Below are 21931 nucleotides of genomic sequence, written 5' to 3'. Positions count from 1 at the left end.
ATGGTGAAAATAGCCAATCAAGAAGAAACCATCCAAACACTAGAAACTAAAATCGTTTCAGTATTTGAATATATAAACGAACAAGAAGATTATGAAAATGCGGAAAAAATAAAACAACTAGCAAAGAAGCTGAAGAACAAAGAGTTTATGATTGCATTTTGTGGCCATTTCTCTGCAGGGAAATCGACAATGATCAATCAACTCGTTGGAGAGAATTTACTTCCATCTAGTCCAATTCCGACAAGTGCAAACTTAGTGAAAGTAAAAGCTGGAGAAGAATATGCAAAGGTCTTTTTCAAAAATGAAAAGCCTCGCATCTATTTAGCTCCGTATGATTATGAATTAGTCAAAAATTATTGCAAAGACGGCGATCAAATTGAAGAAATTGAAATTAGTCACAGTGAAACAGGGTTACCCGATCATACGGTAATCATGGATACACCTGGAATTGATTCTGCTGATGATGCCCACCGGATTGCAACCGAATCAGCAATTCATCTTGCCGATATCGTTCTATATGTCATGGATTTTAACCACGTCCAAGCAGAGTTGAATTTTTTATTTACAAAGGAATTAACCCTGGCTGGAAAAGAGGTTTATTTAGTAATTAACCAAATTGATAAACACAATGATGAAGAACTGAGCTTCGATGAGTTTCAAAACAGTGTGGTTGATTCGTTTGCATCTTGGGGAGTGAAACCAGCAAGAATTTTTTATACTTCTTTGAAAAATAAAAACCATGCCTTCAATGAATTCAATGATCTTCAGGAATTTATTACAGACAAATTGGCCTCAAAAGACCAATTATTAATACCATCGGTTTTTCATTCCTTAAAAAAAATTACCCAAGATCATATTGCTCAATTAAGTAAATTAGATGAGCGTGAGCTAAGACCTATCGTTGAGGTATTGAATGAATTAACTGAGGAAGAAAAAAGTGAATTATCCAATAGTTCTCGAGAAATGGAAGAAAACCTCCAGACTTTAAAAGAGGGGGTAATCGGAACAGAGAAGGAATTTGATCATCAAATTGCCCAAATACTTAAAAACGCATACCTCATGCCATTTCAAACCAGAGAGTTAGCGGAGAGTTATTTGGAATCATGTCAACCGGAATTCAAAGTTGGATTCATATTTTCCAAGCAAAAGACGTTGGATGAGAAGAATGTGAGGCTTGAACGCTTTCATCATGATATTCATGATAAAACAAAATCTCAGCTCGAGTGGCACGTACGCGAATATTTACTGCGCACCTTAAAGGAAACGGGTCTTGACGGGGGAGATTTACAGGGCTTGGCGCAGTCTTATTCAATCGACGTGCAGGCAAACCTCTTATCCGATACTGTTAAAACTGGTGCACGAGTATCAGGTGAATATGTCTTACATTACACAGAAGACGTGGCTAATGAAATTAAAAAAATCGCACGACAAAAACTGGCTATTTTTAAGGAAGAGTTCCTAAAAGCATTAAAGCAACAAACAGCTAAATTAATTGGACAGTATGAACAGGAACTGAGCAAAAACGATCGATACCTAAATGCCTTGTCAGAACTAGAAAAGGTTAAGCAGAATGCTAAGTTGAAGGAAACAAAGATCGAAGAGTTATTAACACAAGATGATATTTTACAAGAAGATATTTATCATCTTTTTAGTCAGGACGAAGAAGAATATGAAGTGGTCAAAACACAGCTAAAGTCTGAAAACGGAAGTAGCAACATGAAAAACGATTTGAAAGGCAAAGTGATTGAGAGCGCGAAAAATGATCCAAAGGTACTTCCATCAGGCAATCATTTAGAGAGAACCGTCAAACGTCTAGTAAAGACTTCATCCTTAATTAGAGACCTCCCTGGTTTTTATAAGCTTTCTAAAGAATTATCCGAAAAAGCGGAAAGACTTGAAAACAAGGGTTTTACGGTAGCATTATTTGGAGCATTCAGTGCAGGTAAATCTTCTTTTGCCAATGCACTTATGGGTGCTAAGATCCTGCCTGTTTCACCCAATCCAACGACTGCAGCCATTAACAAAATTAAACCTGTTACGGAAAGACATCCGCATGGCACCGTGCTTGTTAAGTTTAAGGAAGCGTCAGCCATGCTTGAAGATGTAAATCGCTCATTAAGGGTTTTTGAACTCCAAGCAGATGATTTTGATGGTGCGGTCAAAAAAATTGACCAGGTTATGATTCAAAAACAGCAAGAAGGCGGTGTCTTGGAGAAGACACATATTGCTTTCTTACAGGCATTTACTAGAGGTTATCAATCATTTGGTAATTCTTTGGGAATCGTTCTTGAAACAGACTTAAGTGAATTTACCGATTTCGTTGCTAATGAAGAAAAATCCTGCTTCGTAGAATGGATTGAGCTCTACTACGAATGCGAGTTAACTAATAAAGGAATTACTCTGGTTGATACACCAGGAGCGGATTCTATCAATGCCCGCCATACAGGTGTCGCTTTTGACTACATTAAAAATTCGGATGCATGTTTTTTTGTTACCTATTACAATCATGCATTTTCGAAAGCAGATCGTGAATTTTTAATCCAGCTTGGACGTGTAAAGGAATCCTTTCAAATGGATAAAATGTTCTTTATTATTAATGCCATTGACCTTGCTGAGAATGAAGAAGAAAAGGAAACCGTTATTGAATATGTCGAGGAGCAGCTTAGCAAATATGGAATAAGAAATCCTCATCTCTATCCTGTTTCAAGCTTGCTGGCGTTAAAAGAAAAGGAGACACCAAATCCTATTTCGGAATCTGGAATGGCTAACTTTGAGCAGGCCTTTTATCATTTTATTACTAATGAACTAACGGAAATGGCTATTTCCTCTGCAGAAAAAGAAATAACCCGGGTTCATGATTTAATTGATAAACTTATCAAAAGTTCACAGGAAGACCAAACTGTAAAAGAGAGAAAACGCGGGACTATTGAAAAACAAAAAGCAGATATCTTAGTGTCATTGAAAAACCAAACGATTGAAATCTTGCAAAATCGTTTGTACCAGGAAGCAGAGGAGTTAGTTTATTACATTAAACAAAGAGTCTTCCTCCGCTTTGGGGATTTCTTTAGGGAGTCATTTAATCCCGCCATACTAAAGGACGATGGTCGTCATTTGAAAAAAGTATTACTAGCTGCACTGGATGAATTTCTCGAAAGTTTAGGCTTTGATTTTGCTCAGGAATTGCGGGCAACGACAGTTCGCCTGGAAAGATTTGCCGAAAAGCAATTGGCTGATTACCAATCAGGTCTCATCCGAAATTTACAAGAAATCAATCAAGACCTTTCCTTTTCAGCATTTGAAGTGAAGCATCAACAAGCAATCGAATTTCCTATCGCTTTTAAAGATATGAATAAACAATTATTTGCTAAAGCCTTGTCGTACTTTAAAAATCCAAAATCATTTTTTGAAAAAAATGAAAAAAAATTCATGAGTGATGAACTGTATCAAGTGCTGAATTTGCCTGCGGATGAATATCTATCGAATGGAGCTCACCGTTTAAAAACACATTATTCAGATGACATAACAAAGGAATTCAATCGTCTAATAGAACAAATGAACGAACAAGTAAATGATTTTTATTTGAGTTATCTTTCAGCCTTAGATGGCGGAATTTCTATTGAATATTTAAGGGAAATACAAAAAAACTTATAAAGTATTAATCAATGACGAGGAGGAAGCTGCGTGAAATTTGTTAAAGACAAAGAATGGTTATTGAAAAGCTTAACCGAGAGCAATGTCAGGGTTGTCGATTGCCGGTTTTCATTAGCTGAACCAGAAAAAGGGAGACAGGAATATTTAAAAGGTCATTTACCTAGCGCAGTTTTCTTTGATTTAGAAAAAGATTTATCAAGTCCAGTTCAAGTCCATGGCGGACGGCATCCTTTGCCTAGACTTGAGGAATTTATCATGAAACTTGAGAAAGACGGAATTAATGAAAACACAGTCGTTGTAGCCTATGATACTGGTGAAGGGGCGTATGCAGCCCGCTTTTGGTGGCTGCTTCAATACCTTGGTCATGAAAATGTTTATGTACTTGATGAGGGATTTAATGGATGGACAGCAGCAAATTATCCAGTAACAAAAGATATTCCTTCATTTGAAAAGGTAAAATTCCATTGCAACTTAAAGCCGGAATTACTAGCAACTACAGAAGAAGTAAAAGAAGTAGTCGAAAAACAGCTGGAAAACAAGATATTAATCGATTCAAGGGAATCAAAAAGGTATCTAGGGCTAGAAGAACCGATTGATAAAAAAGCCGGTCACATTCCTGGTGCCATAAATAAGCCGTGGATGGAGGGGATTCGTGACGGGCGATATAAACAAGCTGAGGAACAGATACAAAGGTTTTCAGATATCAAACCTAATATGGATATTATTGTTTACTGTGGATCTGGGGTCACGGCCACACCTAATTACTTGGCATTAAAGGAGGCTGGATTTAATAAAGTAAAGCTTTATGTCGGAAGCTTTAGTGATTGGATTTCTTATGCGGATCATAAAATAGAATAATCTTTCAGTCCAATTTATGTTATAATGGAAAGCGTGTTGTTTTTAAACGACACCAATAAGGAGGTCCAATATGACTAATCAAAAGCCTTCACTTATGCTTGTTGATGGAATGGCGTTGCTATTCCGAGCTTTTTACGCTACGGCAGTTACAGGACAATTTATGATAAATTCAAATGGAACACCGACCAATGGAATTCATGGCTTTGTTAAGCATTTATTCACGGCAGTTTCATCATTTAAACCTTCCCATCTCGCAGTTTGTTGGGATATGGGCAGTAAGACCTTTCGTACTGAATTATTCTCAGATTATAAAGGTAATCGCGGTGATGCTCCGATAGAGCTTATCCCACAATTTGATTTAGTAAAAGAAGTGGTTGCTTCCTTTGATATCCCCAATATTGGATTAGCAGGCTATGAAGCAGATGACTGCATTGGAACAATCGCTAAGCAATCAAAGGACTTTGCCGATGTGTCCATCCTAACCGGTGACCAGGATATGCTGCAACTGCTTGATGATAGTATTTCTGTTATTTTGTTGAAAAAAGGATATGGAAATTACCTGGTTCATACACCAGATTCCTTCTTTGAAGAAAAAGGAATTACTCCTCGGCAGATGATTGATTTAAAAGCCCTCATGGGGGACCCTAGCGATAATTATCCTGGCGTAAAAGGGATAGGAGAGAAGACAGCCCTTAAGCTCTTACAGGAGTTTGAACATATTGAGGGCATTATCTCTAATTTAGATCGATTATCAAAGTCAAATAAGACTAAAATTGAGCAGGATTTAGACATGCTCCATTTGTCGAGACTGCTTGCTGAAATAAAATGCGATGTTCCAGTGAGCTGTTCATTGGATGATGCAGGACTTCGTATTGAAAAAGAAAAAGCATTGAATAAGTTAATGGAATTAGAACTTCGTGGATTGCAACGGCTCTTGCCAATAGACGAAGCGTATGTTTCCTGAAAAAATAAGGTTGTCCACTAGAGACAACCTTATTTTTTATGGATAAACATACAGGAATTCTTGTCTTACTAATAATAAGATATAAAAAACAGGAGTCACAAAGGGGGGGGGGAGCTACATTCGAAAAGTACACACTGGATCATCAAACTTTAGGTAAGGGTGCGACAAGCCTTGTCTTTTTTGGTCTGAATCAACGAAATGAGAGGGTAGTAATAAAAAAGGTTGATAGCAGAAGAGAAGCAGAACAAGAGTGCGATATACTAAAAAGCTTACCGGTCCATAAACATATCATCACCTGGCTAGATTTTTTTGTGGATGAACATAAAGGGTATATTGTTTTAGAATATCACGAAGGGGGAAGGCTGGGGCATTTTAAAAAAGGGATTATCCATGATCAAAAATTAGCCGTTCAAATAACAATTAACATCCTTAAAGGGTTAAAGGAGATCCACCAACATGGCATTCTCCATTGCGATATTACTCCACATAACATTTTAATTTGTAATGATGACCCCCAAACAGTAAAAATCATCGATTTCGGCTCTGCTGTCCGCACAAATGACTCTGGTGAATATATTGGAAATCATCGAGGGGCAACGAGATGGTATCGACCACCAGAGCTTAAGAAACAAAATCATATCTTTACTGCTAATTTAAACTACTGCTCAGATTTATATAGTGCTGCATGTGTATGTTTGTACCTGTTAACTGGTTTTGCACCGTATCGAAAAAAACAGGCGTGCAAACAGATTCCCAATCAGAAATTACAAAAGGTTCTGAGGAAATCAACAAGAAAGCATAAACTCAAACGGTATCAATCGGCACAAGAATTTATTGATGCACTTCTACCATTTTCATAAAAAGTAGTCTCTGGATATGTTTTAGCAGGAAGCACAAAACAATAATAATTTCCATTAAAGGAGATAATGCAAGTTGAATGATTTTACCCAAATTGTTGTTACGCCGGGAAAACCAGTTCAGGTTCAAACCAATCCAACCGACTATCCACTCATTGGAAAAGGATTACAAGGTGCAGTGTTTAAACTATCCGAAGACCGATGTGTGAAAATTTATTCAAAACAAATATATTGCCTTCGAGAAAAGAAGGTACTGCAACAAATCGGTGAAAAAACTGCCATTTTACCAGAGGTTTATGAATCGGGAGAAAATTTTATTATAATGGAATACCTTGCTGGACCTTCCTTACAAGAATATCTTGAAAAATCCAAGACAATTTCCGTGGATTTAACAATTGAAATTATCAATTTAATAAAAGAACTTAGAAGTTTACAGTTTATGAGAATTGATTTCTCCTTACGACACACCATCTATGATAAGAATGGAAAGTTGAAAATCATAGATCATGTTAATTCTTTTAAAATTCAAAGGTCGTTTCCAAAACGACTTTTCAAAGACTTAGAACAATTGGGTTTATTGGCAACGTTTTTAGGGCATGTAAATAATCAAGAGCCTGACCTCTATAAACAATGGAAGAAATCGTTGAAAATAAAAGACTAATATCAGCGGGTTACTCCCATATGCCTATACAGTTTCATAGAATCATGAATAGAAATATTTTAAATGACCTGAAATGATTGAAGGTGAATGAGTAATGGATGAAAAGTCTATTGGCATTATTTTATCAAAACGGCAATGGAATAGGCTGGCCCAAGAGGAATTAAACGATGATGATTCCTATGTTTTACAATATGCAAAAGCGGGCGAAGAGTTAAATTTTGACGTACTATTTATTAATATTGAAGGATTGCTGGTAAAAGAGCGTAAGGGAAATGCAATTATGATAAAGGATGAGGAGATCGTTTTACTAGGTTTCGTTGATATTCCGTCAATTATCTATAATCCCACAAATTACCATCGTAAGAAAAACAATCGGACAATCTTTGAACTCGCACAGCAAACAGGTGTAACTCTAATAAATGAAAAGAATAATATTAAGAATAAGCATTTCCTAGAATTGATAGCAACACACACTGCACTAAAGGATTTTAATTTAATAGCGGAAAATCAAATTCCGACTTCATTTAGTTTTTACGTTTTAGGACAAAAAGATTGCCATCATCAATGGACGACTCCGATTATTTATGCCAAGAATAATGACCAAGTGTTAACCTTTAAGGAAGCCTATCTGCTACTTACCGGTGATCACCAAATGCAAGAAGAGACACAAGAGTACCTTTATGAAGTAAGCCACCGTATTTTAGAAATTCTTCACTATTATTATCCAAGAATTTATGAAATCGGTCTTCAATTTGTCGGGATGGAAACTGGTGAAATTCGAATTCATTCCACTTGTCCTATCTTTACCATTGTGAAAGACTTAAGTTATAGCAACAAAAAAGTAGCGGGTATGATTCTTAAGTGGCCGATTGATCTAGCAAAAGAAATCAAGGAATTGAAAAACGATGAAAAGACAATGGATACGTGTAGTGGAGAAACTGAGGCAACCGTTCAGGTAAGCAGTGGAGAATTACACGACGATAATATTACGCCATTTACCAGGAAATCAAGTCAGCCTTTTGAGAATGTTTGGGTGAAATTTAAAGTTTTTCAAGACCATGAAATGATAATGAAATTACCTAACCGAATTACAGAAAGCTGGGGGGAACAACCTGAAATTGTAAAATTTGGGGTAAATGAGCTGCCATGTCACTTTGTAAATTACGAAGAAGCAATTCCGCTAAGACATAATTCCTATCAAAATCCCATAGAGCTATTTGTTTCCGACACTCTAGTAGAATATCTGCATCTTCCTGTTGACCTAGTTTATCAAATCCAATTTTCAGAGGGAAAGGCAATTATCGGTCCAACAATTGGCTTACTATTAGGTGAAAAAAATCACGTTTATAATTTGGATTATATGGAGAAATTCAATGACCGTTTTGGTGAATACCATCGCTATGGCGGAGTAACGATCGCCTTTTCAGCAAGGTCAGTCGACTGGGAAAAGAGAATTGCATATGGGATGATCTATGACCCAGTAAAAAAACATTGGCGCTATGGTTCTACTCCGATTCCCTCTACTATATACCGTAGAAATTTCCATCAAAAGAAAGATAATATTAGACAACTAGTGGAAATAACCAATAATAATTTATTTAACTCCTACCACTTTAAAAAATCAGATCTTTATTTATTAAAAAATACCCCAGAAATTAAACAACACTTACCTGCAACTTTCCTTTTAAATAACATGGAAGAATTAACTGACTTTTTAATAGAAAATAAGAAGATTATTTTAAAGCCTGTTAGCTTATCAAGAGGACGCGGAATTTTCATACTAGAATTCAATGACGAAACAGAAGGTTTTAGTTTATACGATTATCGGAGTATGACAAAGGTACAACACAGATTGAAGGATAAAGAAGGTTTACAAGTATTATTAAAGGAGTTTGGAATTTTTAAACAGGAGTATTTATATCAAACCTACATTCCGCTTTTAAAGGTAAATAATCGAGCCCTTGATGTCAGGGTTGTGATGCAGAAATATAACAAAGGGAAGTGGCAATGCACTGGAATTGAATGCAGGGTTGCTCGAGAAGATGAGGATCTAACTAATATTGCTCGGGGTGGAGAGGCGATGACATTAGAAACAGTTATAAAGAAGTCTTCTCAAGACCTCAGCTATTCACTTGTTTATCGGAATATATTAAACCTTTGTCAAAGGTTTTGCCGCATCATGGATCAAAGAAATGATCATTTCGCTGAATTTGGTATAGATATTGCTTTAGATGAAGTGGGCTTCCCGTGGATTCTTGAAGCAAATATATATCCTAGCTTCAAAGGCTTTAAGAAATTGGATTATGATACGTATTTAAAAATTCGTAATCAACCAATGTTTTATGCAGTTCAAATTCAAGGGTTTCAAATTCTAGATGAAGATGCATTTAAAAATACTTTTCACTTCCAAAAAGAGTATATTTTTTATAGTCATTCACGTCCCTTTTCATAAAGGGACGTTCTTTTATTTTTCAGATACATTTTGGTTATATAATTGGAGGATACGGTTAGCACTTTTTTCCCATGTGAAACTTTCCTTCACTCGATCTATACTGTTAAGACCTAACCTTTTAATTCTTTTGGGATTATTTAAGAGCTGAATAACACAATTGGATAGTTCCACTTCAATGTTTTGAGTATTGATCAAATACCCCGTCCTCCCATGTTCAATAACCTCTGGCATTCCCCCAATATTCGTTGCGATCACGGGGACACCACATGCCATTGCCTCCACATTCACTAATCCAAATGCTTCATGTCCAATTGAGGGTACTAATACAATCTCTGCCGCCTCAAACCAAATGTGGATTTCCGCATGTGGAATAAACGACACAAACTTGACATGCTCTGGGAAATCCTTTGCTAACGCATGCAATTTATCAACATAGCTTGTTCTTCTTTCTGAACCATAAAAGGCGCTTCCAGCAATAATTAATATGGTGTCAGGCACCGCTTGAATAATGGAAGGCATCGCTTGAAGTATTTTATGAATGCCCTTTATTTTTCTTAAACGTCCGACAAATAGGATGATTTTCCTTCCTTCTAGGTTTAATTGTTTAATAAAATTCTCTATTTTACTTTTTTGATCGATGGACCATTTCGAATGAAATTGTGTTATATCCACACCTAAATAATTAACAATGACTTTATTTTCCTCACAACCAGTTAGAACAATTAAATAGTTTTTAAGAAAATGGCTGTTAACAATGACCTTATCAGCTTGATGAAGACAACTAATTAACTCTTCCTTTTCAATATGTGGACTTGAAATAAACATGGTCGAGTGCAGTGACAACCATATTTGAGCTTTTTGAAACTTGTTCCGAATGATGGGAATATATTTAGGGCGATTTTCAATTTGGATGATATCAGGATTGATTCTTGATAACTTAGGAATGACCTTTGTGAGGTACCTTGTCCAATTTTGATAAGGAAACCGGATAAAAGAAATATTTCCTTGGTTTTCAGTAGTAGCCATTCCTTTAGCCTTTTTCCCAAATATCGTGAAATCAACATCGTTTTGAAGAATGTTTGTTTGCATTTCTACCACTGTTTCAACTGAACTTGCACGAGAGGATGGAATAGGGAAGGAACCAGGGGTAATAATGGCTACCTTTGGTTTAGTTCTCATAAAGCAAAACACCTCTTAGATTAATGTAAGTTAGTGTATTCACGTTTTTAATGAATGTTTCAAAATAATTCGGGTTTTTATCTCTCCAAATATACAACTTTTGCATTTAATAGTACGAAAGAAGTTTATTTATTTAACCTGAAAGTAAACCCTATTAATAAGGCGGGGAAAATAGCTTGGAACAGCAATTTATTGGAATTATAATCAGCTCGCAATTATATAGAGAACTTGACCGCGGTAATCAACCAAAAGTCTTGGCTTTCTATGAGGAAGGGGGCAAAATAAATAATCTGATTCCTGTTTATCTTCGTTTGGAGGATTTACAGCCTGGTGAACCAGAGACAACGGGTTTTGTGATGAATATCAACGGTGAGTATCAGAAGTACACTATACCTAAACCATTTGTGATTCATAACAGAGGGTATCATTGGACGAAGGATGCCAAGAAACAGATAAAAATGCTACTAGCTGAAGGCTTAATCATTTTTAATGAATGGAATCAATATGGGAAACACAAAGCTCATAAGTTATTAATGGAAAGTGAAGAGATTAGACCACACCTCCCAGAAACGGTTCGATTCAATCTTGGTAATATGGTCAAAATGATGGGGAAACATAGGGAGTTAATCATAAAACCAAACAGTGGAACATTTGGAAAACGTAACATGAGAGCAACACGCCTTAACGATACAGAGTGGTTGTTATCCTATCCCCAACAAGACATGTGGCTGGAAGAAATGTATTCTTCGGACCAATTACCTTTGAAGATAGGATCTTTGCTCACAAGCGGGCTGTATATAATTCAAGAGAGAATTCAACTTGCAGAATATAATAATAATCCATTTGACCTTCGGGTAACCGTCCAACGAAATGAGGATGGAGAATGGCAAGTGACAGGGATGGTGGGGAAAGTAGCAAAAACAGGCAGCTTTGTTACAAATGTTGCTAGAGGTGGTATCTGCATTTCTCTTGAAGATATCCTTAGAAACCTTCCATACCTTGATGAAAAACAGGTCGTAGCTGACGTGGAACAGGTATCACTAATGGTTGCCAAACAGATGGGCAATCAAATTGATAACCTAGCAGATCTTGGGCTTGATGTCGGGATTACAGCAGATGGTTTTCCAATGTTTATTGAATGTAATGCGCGAGATCTAAGGTTAGCATTTCGTCATGCTTTAATGTTCGAAACATGGCGAGAAACCTACATTACCCCAATATGCTATGGGAAATATTTGTTGACTAAAAGAAATAGCCAATAAAAAACAAAGAGGAAGTAGGTTGGTATGCAAACAATTGTCTTTATTGGAAGTAACAAATCAGGAACGAGCCGAGAAGCTCTGAGTATTTCAACAACTATGGGTTATTATACTGTTTTGTTAACGAACAGAAGAGAATTTATAAAGCAAGAGAAAGAATTCCCTGAAGTTCATCAAATGGTATATGTCGAAAATTTAATGGATAAGGAGATGATTTTTTCAATAATTAATAACTTTGAAGAAGATAGAAAACAAATCTGTGCTGTTATTAGTTTCATTGATCCATTTGTCTCTTTTGCGGCGCGAATCTCGAAAAAATTAGGACTTTTTCAAATGTCCGCGGATGCTTTGGCAATCATGGAGGAGAAAACTCGTTTTCGTGAACACCTTAAAACACTGCCTGTTACACCAAAGTTTACAATTTTTCAAAGAGAACAGTCTATTCAAAAATTTGTTGCGGAAAATCAATGTCATTTACCACTAATATTAAAGTCTCCTGTATCAAATGGGTCAAAGGATGTATTATTGGTTGAAACCTGCTCAGAGTTAAAAGAAGGTTTGGAGTACTTAAATAAAAAATTCCCTTCTATTCCGGTACTAATTGAAGAATATTTGATTGGAACGCAATATCTAATCGAAGTCATCGTTAAGGATGGGCTGATTGCTATGGTGGCAGTAATTGAACAAGAGGTCTTAAATGGTGATCGCTTTATTATTACCGGGTATTGTTATCCGGCCGTACTAGAAAATGAGACTTTAGAGGAATTAGAAGTTGCAGTTGCAAGTATTATTCAAGCACTTGAATTAGAAAATGGAACTTGTCATTTAGAAATGAGGCTTATTGAAGGGAAGTGGAAGTTAATAGAAATAAATCCAAGAATGTCGGGCGGAGCAATGAATAAAATTATTGAAGAGGGTACTGGAATCAATTTAATTAAAGAAACACTTAAACTCTTCTTAGGGCTAGATCCCGTCTTAAAAGCAACGAAAAAGTCGCATGTTTATGCAAAATTTCTTACTGTTAATTCAAGGGGCCGACTCATAAAAGTAACAGGAAAAACTAAAGCCTTAAATTATGATGGTGTAAAGGAAGTTTATGTGAAACCAAGAAAAGGGGCGATCTTAACAAAGCCGTATTCACTCGGTGATCGCTATGCCTATGTGATTGCCAGCGCTGATACACCTGAACAGGCCAAGGAGATTGCATTAATAGCTTCGAAAGAAATCAAGTTTTACTTAGAGCCATTTTAAGGATGTGATGATTTTGAAGTCGATTGGGATGCTTCACTATCGAAAAAATCCGCTAGAAGTTAAAAAAGCTTATCCCTTTGCTGCTGTCGCAAAAATGGAGGGAATCCCCTTTTTTTATTTTTCTTACAACAATGTTGATTTTAATCATTTGAAAATTAATGGCTGGGTGTATCAACATGGTGAATGGACACAAAAAGTTATCGACTTTCCAACAGTCATCATTAACAGCTGCAACCCTAAAACGAAAAGACAATCTGCCATTTTGAAAAAATTAAAGCAATATGCTATTTTTACAAGTTATCCTGTTGGAAATAAGTTCAAAGTGTACAAAAAAATCTTTAATGCGAAAGAATTCTCCAGTTATTTGATTCCTTCCACAAAATTAAATCATTCACAAAAATTTATCTCTTTTTTCCAGGCTCATTCTCGAGTTGTAATTAAACCAGTAACCGGTAATCAAGGTAAAAAAATATTATTTATCGAAAAACTTAATGAAAAGCAACTGTTCAAATTAACCGAGGGTCAGAAAGTTAGCGTACTTAACCAAAAAGAAATGGAGGTTCTAATTGAAGGGCTGGTCCTTGAGCAAAAATATTTGCTTCAGCCTTTTATTGAATGTAAAACAAAAGCCGGATTAACCTATGATTTTCGCTTGCATGTTCAAAAAAATGGATGTGGTTTTTGGGAAATTACCTTAATTTATCCACGGATCAGCGGTAACGCCCAATTGATTAGCAATATTAGCAGCGGAGGGTACCGCGGTGACTTAGAAACTTTTCTTTTAGATGAATTTGGGGAAGAGTCAGATCGAATAAAAACAGTTCTAGAGCAATTTGCATTAACATTTTCTGCTCATTTCGACACATTATACGCACATTCCTTTGATGAACTGGGTATTGATGTTGGAATGGATCAACTCCAAAGGCTATGGTTATTTGAAGTCAATTGGAGGCCAGGTTGTAAGCATAGGGAATTTGAAGTGGCCAGGCGGCTTATTCCTTATTGCATCTATCTTGCGAATAGGCAAAAGCTTTAAATAGAAACTAGCTGTCTCGACAAGGGACAGCCAGTTTTTATGTTTGCGTCTATTTAGTGTTTTTTTTCTTTGCTGCATTTTCTAGTTTACTTTTTGGTTCTTCAGCGAACTCCGCATCTTGACCATATCCTTGAGGATTAACCCCTGGAGCTTTGACACCTCGATTAGTTTGACCATTTTTACCCATCTACGTTCACCTCCCACTTTTTTAGTATTTCCATGTGGAATAATAAAACACGGGCTTTCGAACAATATTAGCAGGGGTGATATGATGAACAAGGGTGTTTATTTAGCACTTTTCAGCATGGGACTAGCACAAGGGATGAAAATTCCTATACATTATTATAATAAGAAAGAATGGCGTCCAGAGTTGTTTTTTGGTACCGGTGGGATGCCTAGCTCACATTCAGCTGGGGTTTCTACATTAACAACATACATTGCAATGCAGCGTGGACTGCCAACCTTTGATTTTGCCCTTTCCCTCATCTACGGCTTAATTGTCATGTATGATGCGCAAGGGGTAAGAAGGCAAACAGGGGAGCTAACATTAAAGGTGAATTCAATGAATGAATTAATTGAAAAAATTCATAAAGAGGAAAGTGTTGAATTTAAACAGGACTCTCCAAAAAAGCTAAAAGAAATGTTAGGCCATGAGCCCGAAGAAGTTGTTGGAGGGGCAGTTCTAGGTGTTTTGGTGGGAGTCATAGGTCACTTATGTACAAAAAAGAATAGAAAATTATCAAAATTTAAGTTAAGATTCTAAGGGATGTTCACAGTTTGTTGGGAGAGGGATGGCAAAGTTATTGGGAACAGTCGAAGATTATTTGCACCACTTGGAAGGAAAAGGATTTCAATTCCAAGAGGATGCAATTGGCTTTATATTTTTTGGGAAACACTACACAAATGCTTCTGATGAGATGAGTATTACAGCCATTGAACTGACATTAAAAGCGCAAAAAAGTTTTGATGGCAGTTTTTATGTATCGTTACTGGAAACATTAATTTCGAACAGGATCAACTCAAGGAAAGATGCCATTAGGTTCGTTAAAGAAAAGGAACTGTTAGCGATATAATTAGGAAAAAACTCCCTTCTCTGAAAGGGAGTTTTTTATGAGACCCTATCCTCAAAGGGCTTGTTTTTTCTAAGTAAAGGGATTTTGTTTGTTGGCATCTCAGCAAAAATCATTCCTGCAAAAATGAGGCAGCATCCAACTAAGGCACTATAGGAAAGTCGTTCATTTGCCCAATAAAAACCTGTAATCGCGGCAAATACCGGCTCCATTGCAAAAATTAACGCAACTCGTGTTGCAGAAGTGTATTTTTGAAAATTTGTTTGAATCAAAAATGCCAGTGCTGTTGCAAATATGCTTGTGATTACAAGGGCAACTAGAACATCTTGCTTGAGTAATATATGTAGATTAAATGACTTTTTCCAATCTTCAAAAAAGAAAGAGGATAAAATCGATAAAAGAGCAACTGTTGAAATTTGAATGACTGTTAACAGCAAGGTTGGATATTTATTACTAAACTTACCTGTATAGATGATCTGTAGTGCGAAACTGATGGCGCAAATGAAAACGAAACCATCACCTCTATTTAATGAAGTAACATCCGTCATCGTCAGTAGGAATAAGCCAATGGTCGCAATTAACACGCCCAAGACAGCATTCCTGTTCGGAAACTGCTTTAATAACATCATTGAAAATATTGGAACAAGGACAACATTTAACCCGGTAATAAAGCCAGCTTTGGAAGAAGTTGTATATAAAAGGCCGATTGTTTGGGTAGCATAACCAAGGAAAAGCCAAAATCCGATAAATACACCTGATAAAAGCAGCTTTAAATTCAATTGTTTTAACTGTTTTTTTTCAAATATTACAAGGCAGAAAATCAATATAATCGCTGCCGCAAGAAAGCGAATGCTATTAAAGGAAAATGGTTCAAGAAAATCAATCGCATTTTGGACTAACACAAAAGTGCTGCCCCAGATGATCGTTACAAGGAGCAAACTTAAATCTGCAAATATAGGTTTTTTCATGATGTATCATTGCTCCTCGGGAATATTTTTTCTTATTGCCTGCCTTGCTAGTTCATCCGCCGCTTTATTTTCAGAACTTGGGATCCATTTCATAAAAAATAATTGAAACTTCTTTGATAAGTGTAATGCCTGTTCAAATAATGGTAAGTATAGTTTGTTTTTTACAAATTCTTTTTCTATCGCATTGTTAACTAATTGAGAGTCGGTCCGAAATGACACGACTGAATTTTCAAATCCCTTTTCTAAACATATTTCCAATGCCTTAATAAATGCATGATATTCTGCTTCATGATTCGTCATTTTTCCTAATGGAATCGAATATTTTTCTGTAATACCGTTTCCTTTAATAAATATCCCGGCCCCACTTGGTCCAGGATTTCCGGCACTAGCCCCGTCAATATAAACCTCAATCAATTCTGTTTCCTCCATAAACGTAATATTGAAAGTTTAACATATTTCTTTTAAGTCAGAAAATATTTATTCTTATAACTACTATGAAGAAGTGGGTATGATAAGAATATATATCAGAATAGGTTAGAATGATGTAGTCGATATAGTGTCATGGAATATGTTATTTAAAAAGCCCTTGAATTCTTTTTAGAAAGGTTGAGGACATTGAACTATAGGTTAGAGTGGATGTATAAAATTAAAAGTAATGAAAAGGTACAGTTTTCCTCTGAAATGGTATCAGGTGAAACGGCTATACAAATTGGTGAAGAGCTTGAAATGACTGGAAAGGTATCTGATTTGTTTTTTTATGATGAAAAGGGAACATCATGGATCTTAAAGGAAATGAAAAAGTTGATGACCGAAATTGAAGATGATCCTCATGAAATAACTGTTTACTTTGATGGAGGGTTTCAAAAGGAAACAAATCAAGCAGGTCTTGGGGCTGTAATCTTTTTTAAGCAGGGGAAGAAGAAATACCGTATCCGAGCCAATGAACGGATTGATGAATTGGAAACAAATAATGAAGCAGAGTATGCTGCTTTTTATTATGCACTAAATATTTTAGAGGATTTAGGAGTTCATCATTTATCTTGTGAATTTAAAGGTGACTCCCAAGTGGTTTTAAAACAGCTGGAAGGGGATTGGCCTTGTTATGAAGATACGCTTAATAGCTGGCTTGACAGAATAGAGGAAAAAATTAGAACGCTTGGTTTAGTCCCTAAATATACGTCCATTGCTAGAAAAGATAACAAAGAAGCTGATAAATTGGCGACCCAAGCATTAGAAGGAAAAGAAATTTTTGCAAAAACATTGATTCTTTAGGAAATGGGTGTGAAACTCTTGTGAAGGACTTAAACAAAAGGCAATTATTAGTTCATGTAGAATCCTTAATGGTTCAATACTGTGAAGGCTGCTTTTTACACCAGCATTTGAAAAAAGAAGGTGGGCGGAGAGCAGCACACCGGTTTTGCATTTCAAAGTGTACAGTGGGAGAACAACTTCAGGAGTATGGGAAGAAACTGAGTTGAAAATTCACCTATGTCCTGTTAGCGCATATAAAAAAGGCTGACGAAAACGTCAGCCCTTGATTGATTATTTTAGATTATAGTTTTACAACGTTAGCTGCTTGTGGTCCACGGTTTCCTTCAACGATTTCAAAAGAAACTTCTTGGCCTTCTTCTAAAGATTTGAAGCCTTCGCCAGTGATAGCGCTGAAGTGTACGAATACATCGTCGCCGCCTTCTACTTCAATAAAACCAAAACCTTTTTCATTGTTGAACCATTTTACTTTACCGTTTTGCATTTACTTCTTCCTCCTAAGCCTTTCAAGCCACCCTTATTGGTGCCAAAGATAAATATTATCACGCAGCCACTTGCTATGCATATATAGTTACATGATGCTTTAAATATACAATAATGAAAATTTACAGTCAAGGAATGACTTGTCTCTTTTATTGAAATTATGGTAGTTTCTATGAAAATATTTAAGTGTCTAATTTTGTCCGTATCCCTATCATGAAAAATACCTCTGCATCATATCTTAAATTAATCAATTTATTTACAGAGGCGGGGATAGGATGTACCGATTTTCCATTGAAGGCGATGAATGGATATTAAGATTTTCACCCCAAGTTTATATTGATTCTGATGAAAAGCAGACCATTTTATTTGCACTACTCCATATGGGATTAGATCTAGATAATTATTCACATGGAAATGCCTTTATCATATTTACAAAGAAAATTGGTGCAATTGTGTTCAATGTGGAGAGAATTCCATCCTTAATTTTAACAGTTTCGAATATTATCCCCGAGGATAATTGGTTTAGTCAGGATCTTCCTTCAATAAAGCCGTTGAGTTAACAATAGCAAGCATTAAGGGTGATCATTTGATCACTCTTTTTTATTATTTAGTCTATTTGTCAAATAACAGACAAAATACTAAGGAGATTTCGTGACGCAGTCTGCTATTTTAATAGTAAGAACTTTGAGAGGAATTCTAAAACTAATTATTATCATTATTACCACTGTACTTAGAAATTGAATGAATCTACAATTACTGAAAAGTGAAGAATGATACAGTCGATTATATATTCTCGATCATCCTCTATCATAAAATTGGAAAGGAAATTAGTTGATGTGGTGATTATTTAATCTTTACGAACAATGGATTTAATGGGTAAAATGGATTTCGGGATGCTTTGTAAAAAGGGAGCAATCATAATGAAATTAATTATTGCCGAAAAGCCGGATCAAGGGTCAACCTTAGCATCAATCTTTAAACATAAAAAACAAAATGGTTTTATCGAAATTTATCCAAATGATATTTTTCCTAAGGGAGCCTATGTGACTTGGGCAATTGGTCATGTATGCCAATTAGTCTCTCCCGAAAAATATCAGCAAGGCTGGAAAAAATGGTCGTTAGATAATTTACCAATTATCCCTGAACAGTTTGAATACGAAGTAACGAAAGATAAGGCAAAACAATTTGCAGTCATAAAAAAGTTAGTGTCTGATTCTAATGTAACTGAAATTATTCATGCGGGTGACGCGGGGCGCGAAGGTGAACTAATTATCCGCAATATCCTCAGGTTAACAAAATGTCACAAACCCATGAAAAGGCTGTGGATCTCGTCGTTAACAGCTAATAGCATTAGAGAGGGTTTTAAAAAGCTGTTGGACGAGCAAGAAACACGGAGCTTATTTTTTGAAGCCTACACAAGGGCTTGTGCTGACTGGGTGGTTGGTATGAATGCTTCACGTTTGTATAGCTTACTTTTACAAAAACAAGGATTTTCCGATGTCTTTTCAGTTGGTAGAGTACAAACACCAACCTTAGCACTTATTGTTAAAAGAGAAATAGAAATAGAGAACTTTAAGTCTGAACCCTTTTGGGAAGTTCTCGCACATTTTTTAATGAATGGAAAAAAATATACTGGAAAATGGCAGAACGATGGAGAAACCCGAGTGAATACAAAAGAGCTAGCCGAAAAAGTTGCGGCTTTTTGCAGGGATAAACCTGCCGAAGTCAGCGAGGTTCTTTCAGAAAGGAAAGAGTTCTTTCCTCCACTCTTGTATAATCTTTCCGCCCTCCAAGCCGAGGCAAATAAACGCTTTAAATTCTCACCGAAGAAAACTCTCGATGTTATGCAAAAGCTCTATCAAAAGGGAAATGTCTCATACCCTCGTTCAGATTCACGGTACGTTACAAAAGAAGAAGCGAATACTTTCCCGGAAGTCTTAAACAAATTAAGTCATATTAAAGATTACGAAAGCTTCTTCCCGTTACCATTTGCTTCGATTTCAGAAAACAAACGCTATGTGAATGAAAAGAAGGTCACAGACCACTATGCGATTATTCCGACGGAACAAATCCCTAATGTTGAGCGGCTCACTCCAGATGAGAAAAAAATCTACGATTTAGTTGTTACAAGTTTGATCGCCGCACACTACAATAAGGCTATTGCTGAATATACTACTGTGACAACATTGGTGGATGGAAGGGCAGCGTTTATCTCGAAAGGAAAGGTTCAAATTGAAGAAGGCTGGCGTAAAGTCCTGAATCCAAAAGATACCGATGATGAACCAGCACTACCAAAGTTAGCAGAAGGTGAGCAGGGGCGGACGGATAAAGTGGAAGTCAAAGAAAGCAAAACTCAGCCGCCAAAACGCTATACTGAAGGTCAATTGATTACGTTAATGAAAACGGCCGGTAAGCATATAGATGATAAAGAACTCGAAAAAATTCTGACAAAGACCGAGGGCCTTGGAACAGAAGCAACCAGAGCAGGCATCATTACAATGCTAAAGGACCGTCTATATATTGAGGTTACTAAGAATTTAGTTTATGCTACAGCTAAAGCCAAAATCCTAATTGAGGCCATTGGGAAAGAAATTTTAGCTTCACCTGAAATGACCGCAAAGTGGGAGCAGAAACTAAAGGAAATATCTGAGGGGTCTGCTGCACCAAAGCAATTTATGGAGCAAACAAAAAAGATGGTCATTCACTTAATTTCGTCAAGTATTGGTCAAGCTACTAACTGGTCGTTCTCAGAGGAGATTCGCGAAAATTTTGCACCTGGGAAGCAAAAAGGGAGGAAGCAGGCTTTTACCAAGCTGGGTCCTTGTAACAAATGTGATGGTTCAGTCGTCGATAAGGGCAGCTTTTACGGTTGTTCAAATTACCAAAAAAATCATTGTGATTTCACCATTTCAAAGAAGATATTAGGTAAAAATATTACCCAGAAGAACATTAAACTGTTATTATCAGAAGGAAAAACCGAGCTGATTGAAGGTTTTACCAATAAAGAAAAAAACTTTAATGCCCGGCTTGTTATAGACCAAACTGAAAAAAGGGTAAAATTTTTATTCGAAGAAACGACAGCAAAATAAAGAATTGTTATTTTATATAAGTGATAAAGTGCCTTGTCACTATTTTTTTTCTATAGTAAACTTTTAGTTGAGTAATTTTTTGGAGGGTATGGGATGCCAACACCAAGTATGGAAGATTATATTGAACAAATATATATATTGATTGAAGAAAAAGGATACGCTCGAGTCTCAGATATTGCCGAAGCGCTGTCAGTACATCCCTCCTCAGTAACGAAAATGGTGCAAAAACTTGATAAAGATGAATATTTAGTCTACGAAAAATATAGAGGACTTGTGTTAACAGCCAAGGGGAAAAAGATTGGCAAGCGCCTGGTCTTCAGACATGATTTACTTGAACAATTCCTCAAAATCATCGGTGTAAAAAATGAAAATATATATAACGATGTCGAAGGGATTGAACACCATTTAAGCTGGGATTCAATTGATCGAATTGGTGACCTGGTTCAGTTTTTTGAAGAAGACCAAAAGCGTATAAAGGCATTAAATGAAATACAAAAACAGAATGAAAGTGATTAATAAAGAAGCACCTAGCAGTAATTGCTAGGTGCTTTTAATACAAATCTGGGAATTGATCAAAAGATTGGTCGCTCTCTGGGATTAAAGACATTCTGCCATGCTCTTCCTCAATAGCCTGAACCCCTTGAATTAGGCCATTTTCTGCCTCTAATATTGCCTTTCGGTAAGAAATGATTCGTCCCTCGGAAGTGACAAAATTGATAATTTCCCCAAAGTAATTACGGTGAAGTGCCACAATTGATTCCATGAAAAGTCTCCTCTAAAATTATTATTAAAAGCAATACCTTGCTTTTTTCTATATTCTTTCTATTTTTTTAAATAATAAACAAACAATCATATAAAAAAAGCATCGGAATTTACCCGATACT

Annotated in this window: 22 protein-coding genes; 16 read left to right on the top strand and 6 right to left on the bottom strand. The window is 36.2% G+C overall.

Going from position 1 to position 21931, the window contains the following annotated elements; translation table 11 throughout:
- From ACSU6B_RS13860 to ACSU6B_RS13835, 6 genes are all read left to right on the top strand, one after another.
- A complete protein-coding gene (locus ACSU6B_RS13860; protein ID WP_410886020.1) occupies positions 1-3651 on the top strand; it encodes a dynamin family protein in 3651 nt (1216 codons plus the stop codon).
- A gap of 30 nt (positions 3652-3681) precedes the next feature.
- Positions 3682-4509 (top strand): sulfurtransferase, encoded by an 828-nt coding sequence (locus tag ACSU6B_RS13855; protein WP_410886018.1) that lies wholly within the window; start codon positions 3682-3684, stop codon positions 4507-4509.
- A 70-nt stretch (positions 4510-4579) separates the two neighbouring features.
- Entirely contained in the window at positions 4580-5473 is an 894-nt protein-coding gene (locus tag ACSU6B_RS13850) for a 5'-3' exonuclease (RefSeq protein WP_410886016.1), read from the top strand.
- Between the two features lie 38 nt (positions 5474-5511).
- Entirely contained in the window at positions 5512-6333 is an 822-nt protein-coding gene (locus ACSU6B_RS13845) for a serine/threonine-protein kinase (protein ID WP_410886014.1), read from the top strand.
- Between the two features lie 73 nt (positions 6334-6406).
- On the top strand, positions 6407-6991 hold the full coding sequence (locus tag ACSU6B_RS13840) for a kinase (protein ID WP_410886012.1): 585 nt from the start codon (positions 6407-6409) through the stop codon (positions 6989-6991).
- A 94-nt stretch (positions 6992-7085) separates the two neighbouring features.
- Positions 7086-9443, top strand: coding sequence for a YheC/YheD family endospore coat-associated protein (locus tag ACSU6B_RS13835; protein ID WP_410886010.1), 2358 nt, complete (start codon positions 7086-7088; stop codon positions 9441-9443).
- A gap of 12 nt (positions 9444-9455) precedes the next feature.
- Here the strand turns inward: ACSU6B_RS13835 and ACSU6B_RS13830 are convergent, their stop codons facing one another.
- Positions 9456-10622, bottom strand: a complete 1167-nt coding sequence (locus tag ACSU6B_RS13830) for a glycosyltransferase family 4 protein (RefSeq protein ID WP_410886008.1) — start codon at positions 10620-10622, stop codon at positions 9456-9458.
- 176 nt (positions 10623-10798) lie between these two features.
- Between ACSU6B_RS13830 and ACSU6B_RS13825 the strand changes: the two genes are divergently transcribed.
- Genes ACSU6B_RS13825 through ACSU6B_RS13815 form a run of 3 tightly spaced genes read left to right on the top strand, consistent with a single transcriptional unit; the run spans position 10799 to position 14168 of the window.
- On the top strand, positions 10799-11884 hold the full coding sequence (locus ACSU6B_RS13825) for a YheC/YheD family protein (RefSeq protein ID WP_410886006.1): 1086 nt from the start codon (positions 10799-10801) through the stop codon (positions 11882-11884).
- Between the two features lie 24 nt (positions 11885-11908).
- The gene (locus tag ACSU6B_RS13820; protein ID WP_410886004.1) at positions 11909-13132 is read left to right on the top strand and encodes an ATP-grasp domain-containing protein; all 1224 of its coding nucleotides are present in this window, start codon (positions 11909-11911) and stop codon (positions 13130-13132) included.
- A gap of 13 nt (positions 13133-13145) precedes the next feature.
- A complete protein-coding gene (locus ACSU6B_RS13815; RefSeq protein ID WP_410886002.1) occupies positions 13146-14168 on the top strand; it encodes a YheC/YheD family endospore coat-associated protein in 1023 nt (340 codons plus the stop codon).
- A 49-nt stretch (positions 14169-14217) separates the two neighbouring features.
- On the opposite strand, the gene sspL is transcribed toward ACSU6B_RS13815, so the two are convergent.
- Positions 14218-14355, bottom strand: coding sequence for a small, acid-soluble spore protein L (gene sspL / locus ACSU6B_RS13810; RefSeq protein WP_088088727.1), 138 nt, complete (start codon positions 14353-14355; stop codon positions 14218-14220).
- Positions 14356-14439: 84 nt separating this feature from the next.
- On the opposite strand from sspL, the gene ACSU6B_RS13805 reads away from it, so the two are divergent.
- Together ACSU6B_RS13805 and ACSU6B_RS13800 are read left to right on the top strand one after the other, a co-directional pair.
- Positions 14440-14931, top strand: coding sequence for a divergent PAP2 family protein (locus ACSU6B_RS13805; protein ID WP_410886165.1), 492 nt, complete (start codon positions 14440-14442; stop codon positions 14929-14931).
- A 28-nt stretch (positions 14932-14959) separates the two neighbouring features.
- Positions 14960-15241 (top strand): DUF6123 family protein, encoded by a 282-nt coding sequence (locus ACSU6B_RS13800; protein WP_214997624.1) that lies wholly within the window; start codon positions 14960-14962, stop codon positions 15239-15241.
- Positions 15242-15276: 35 nt separating this feature from the next.
- On the opposite strand, the gene ACSU6B_RS13795 is transcribed toward ACSU6B_RS13800, so the two are convergent.
- Positions 15277-16206: a DMT family transporter gene (locus ACSU6B_RS13795; protein ID WP_410886000.1), complete on the bottom strand. Its 930-nt coding sequence runs from the start codon at positions 16204-16206 to the stop codon at positions 15277-15279.
- A 6-nt stretch (positions 16207-16212) separates the two neighbouring features.
- Positions 16213-16620: a reverse transcriptase-like protein gene (locus ACSU6B_RS13790; RefSeq protein WP_410885998.1), complete on the bottom strand. Its 408-nt coding sequence runs from the start codon at positions 16618-16620 to the stop codon at positions 16213-16215.
- A 201-nt stretch (positions 16621-16821) separates the two neighbouring features.
- On the opposite strand from ACSU6B_RS13790, the gene ACSU6B_RS13785 reads away from it, so the two are divergent.
- Together ACSU6B_RS13785 and ACSU6B_RS13780 are read left to right on the top strand one after the other, a co-directional pair.
- Positions 16822-17478 (top strand): reverse transcriptase-like protein, encoded by a 657-nt coding sequence (locus ACSU6B_RS13785; RefSeq protein WP_410885996.1) that lies wholly within the window; start codon positions 16822-16824, stop codon positions 17476-17478.
- Between the two features lie 20 nt (positions 17479-17498).
- Positions 17499-17684 (top strand): zinc-finger domain-containing protein, encoded by a 186-nt coding sequence (locus tag ACSU6B_RS13780; RefSeq protein ID WP_168244852.1) that lies wholly within the window; start codon positions 17499-17501, stop codon positions 17682-17684.
- 74 nt (positions 17685-17758) lie between these two features.
- Here the strand turns inward: ACSU6B_RS13780 and cspD are convergent, their stop codons facing one another.
- Positions 17759-17959 carry a cold-shock protein CspD gene (gene cspD / locus ACSU6B_RS13775; protein ID WP_026563856.1) on the bottom strand — a complete coding sequence of 67 codons (201 nt, stop codon included), beginning with the start codon at positions 17957-17959 and terminating at the stop codon, positions 17759-17761.
- Between the two features lie 274 nt (positions 17960-18233).
- Between cspD and ACSU6B_RS13770 the strand changes: the two genes are divergently transcribed.
- The 3 genes from ACSU6B_RS13770 (at position 18234) to mntR (ending at position 21563) form a co-directional block, all read left to right on the top strand.
- Positions 18234-18518 (top strand): hypothetical protein, encoded by a 285-nt coding sequence (locus ACSU6B_RS13770; RefSeq protein ID WP_214997629.1) that lies wholly within the window; start codon positions 18234-18236, stop codon positions 18516-18518.
- 360 nt (positions 18519-18878) lie between these two features.
- Positions 18879-21047 (top strand): DNA topoisomerase III, encoded by a 2169-nt coding sequence (locus tag ACSU6B_RS13765; protein WP_410885993.1) that lies wholly within the window; start codon positions 18879-18881, stop codon positions 21045-21047.
- A gap of 93 nt (positions 21048-21140) precedes the next feature.
- Positions 21141-21563 carry a transcriptional regulator MntR gene (mntR, locus tag ACSU6B_RS13760; protein WP_410885991.1) on the top strand — a complete coding sequence of 141 codons (423 nt, stop codon included), beginning with the start codon at positions 21141-21143 and terminating at the stop codon, positions 21561-21563.
- A gap of 34 nt (positions 21564-21597) precedes the next feature.
- Here the strand turns inward: mntR and ACSU6B_RS13755 are convergent, their stop codons facing one another.
- Positions 21598-21810: a DUF3892 domain-containing protein gene (locus ACSU6B_RS13755; protein WP_410885989.1), complete on the bottom strand. Its 213-nt coding sequence runs from the start codon at positions 21808-21810 to the stop codon at positions 21598-21600.
- Positions 21811-21931: the final 121 nt, after the last annotated feature.

It is taken from the genome of Neobacillus sp. C211 (assembly GCF_051842875.1).
Classification (GTDB): domain Bacteria; phylum Bacillota; class Bacilli; order Bacillales; family Cytobacillaceae; genus Neobacillus.
This window is presented reverse-complemented; position numbering and strand designations above follow the sequence as displayed.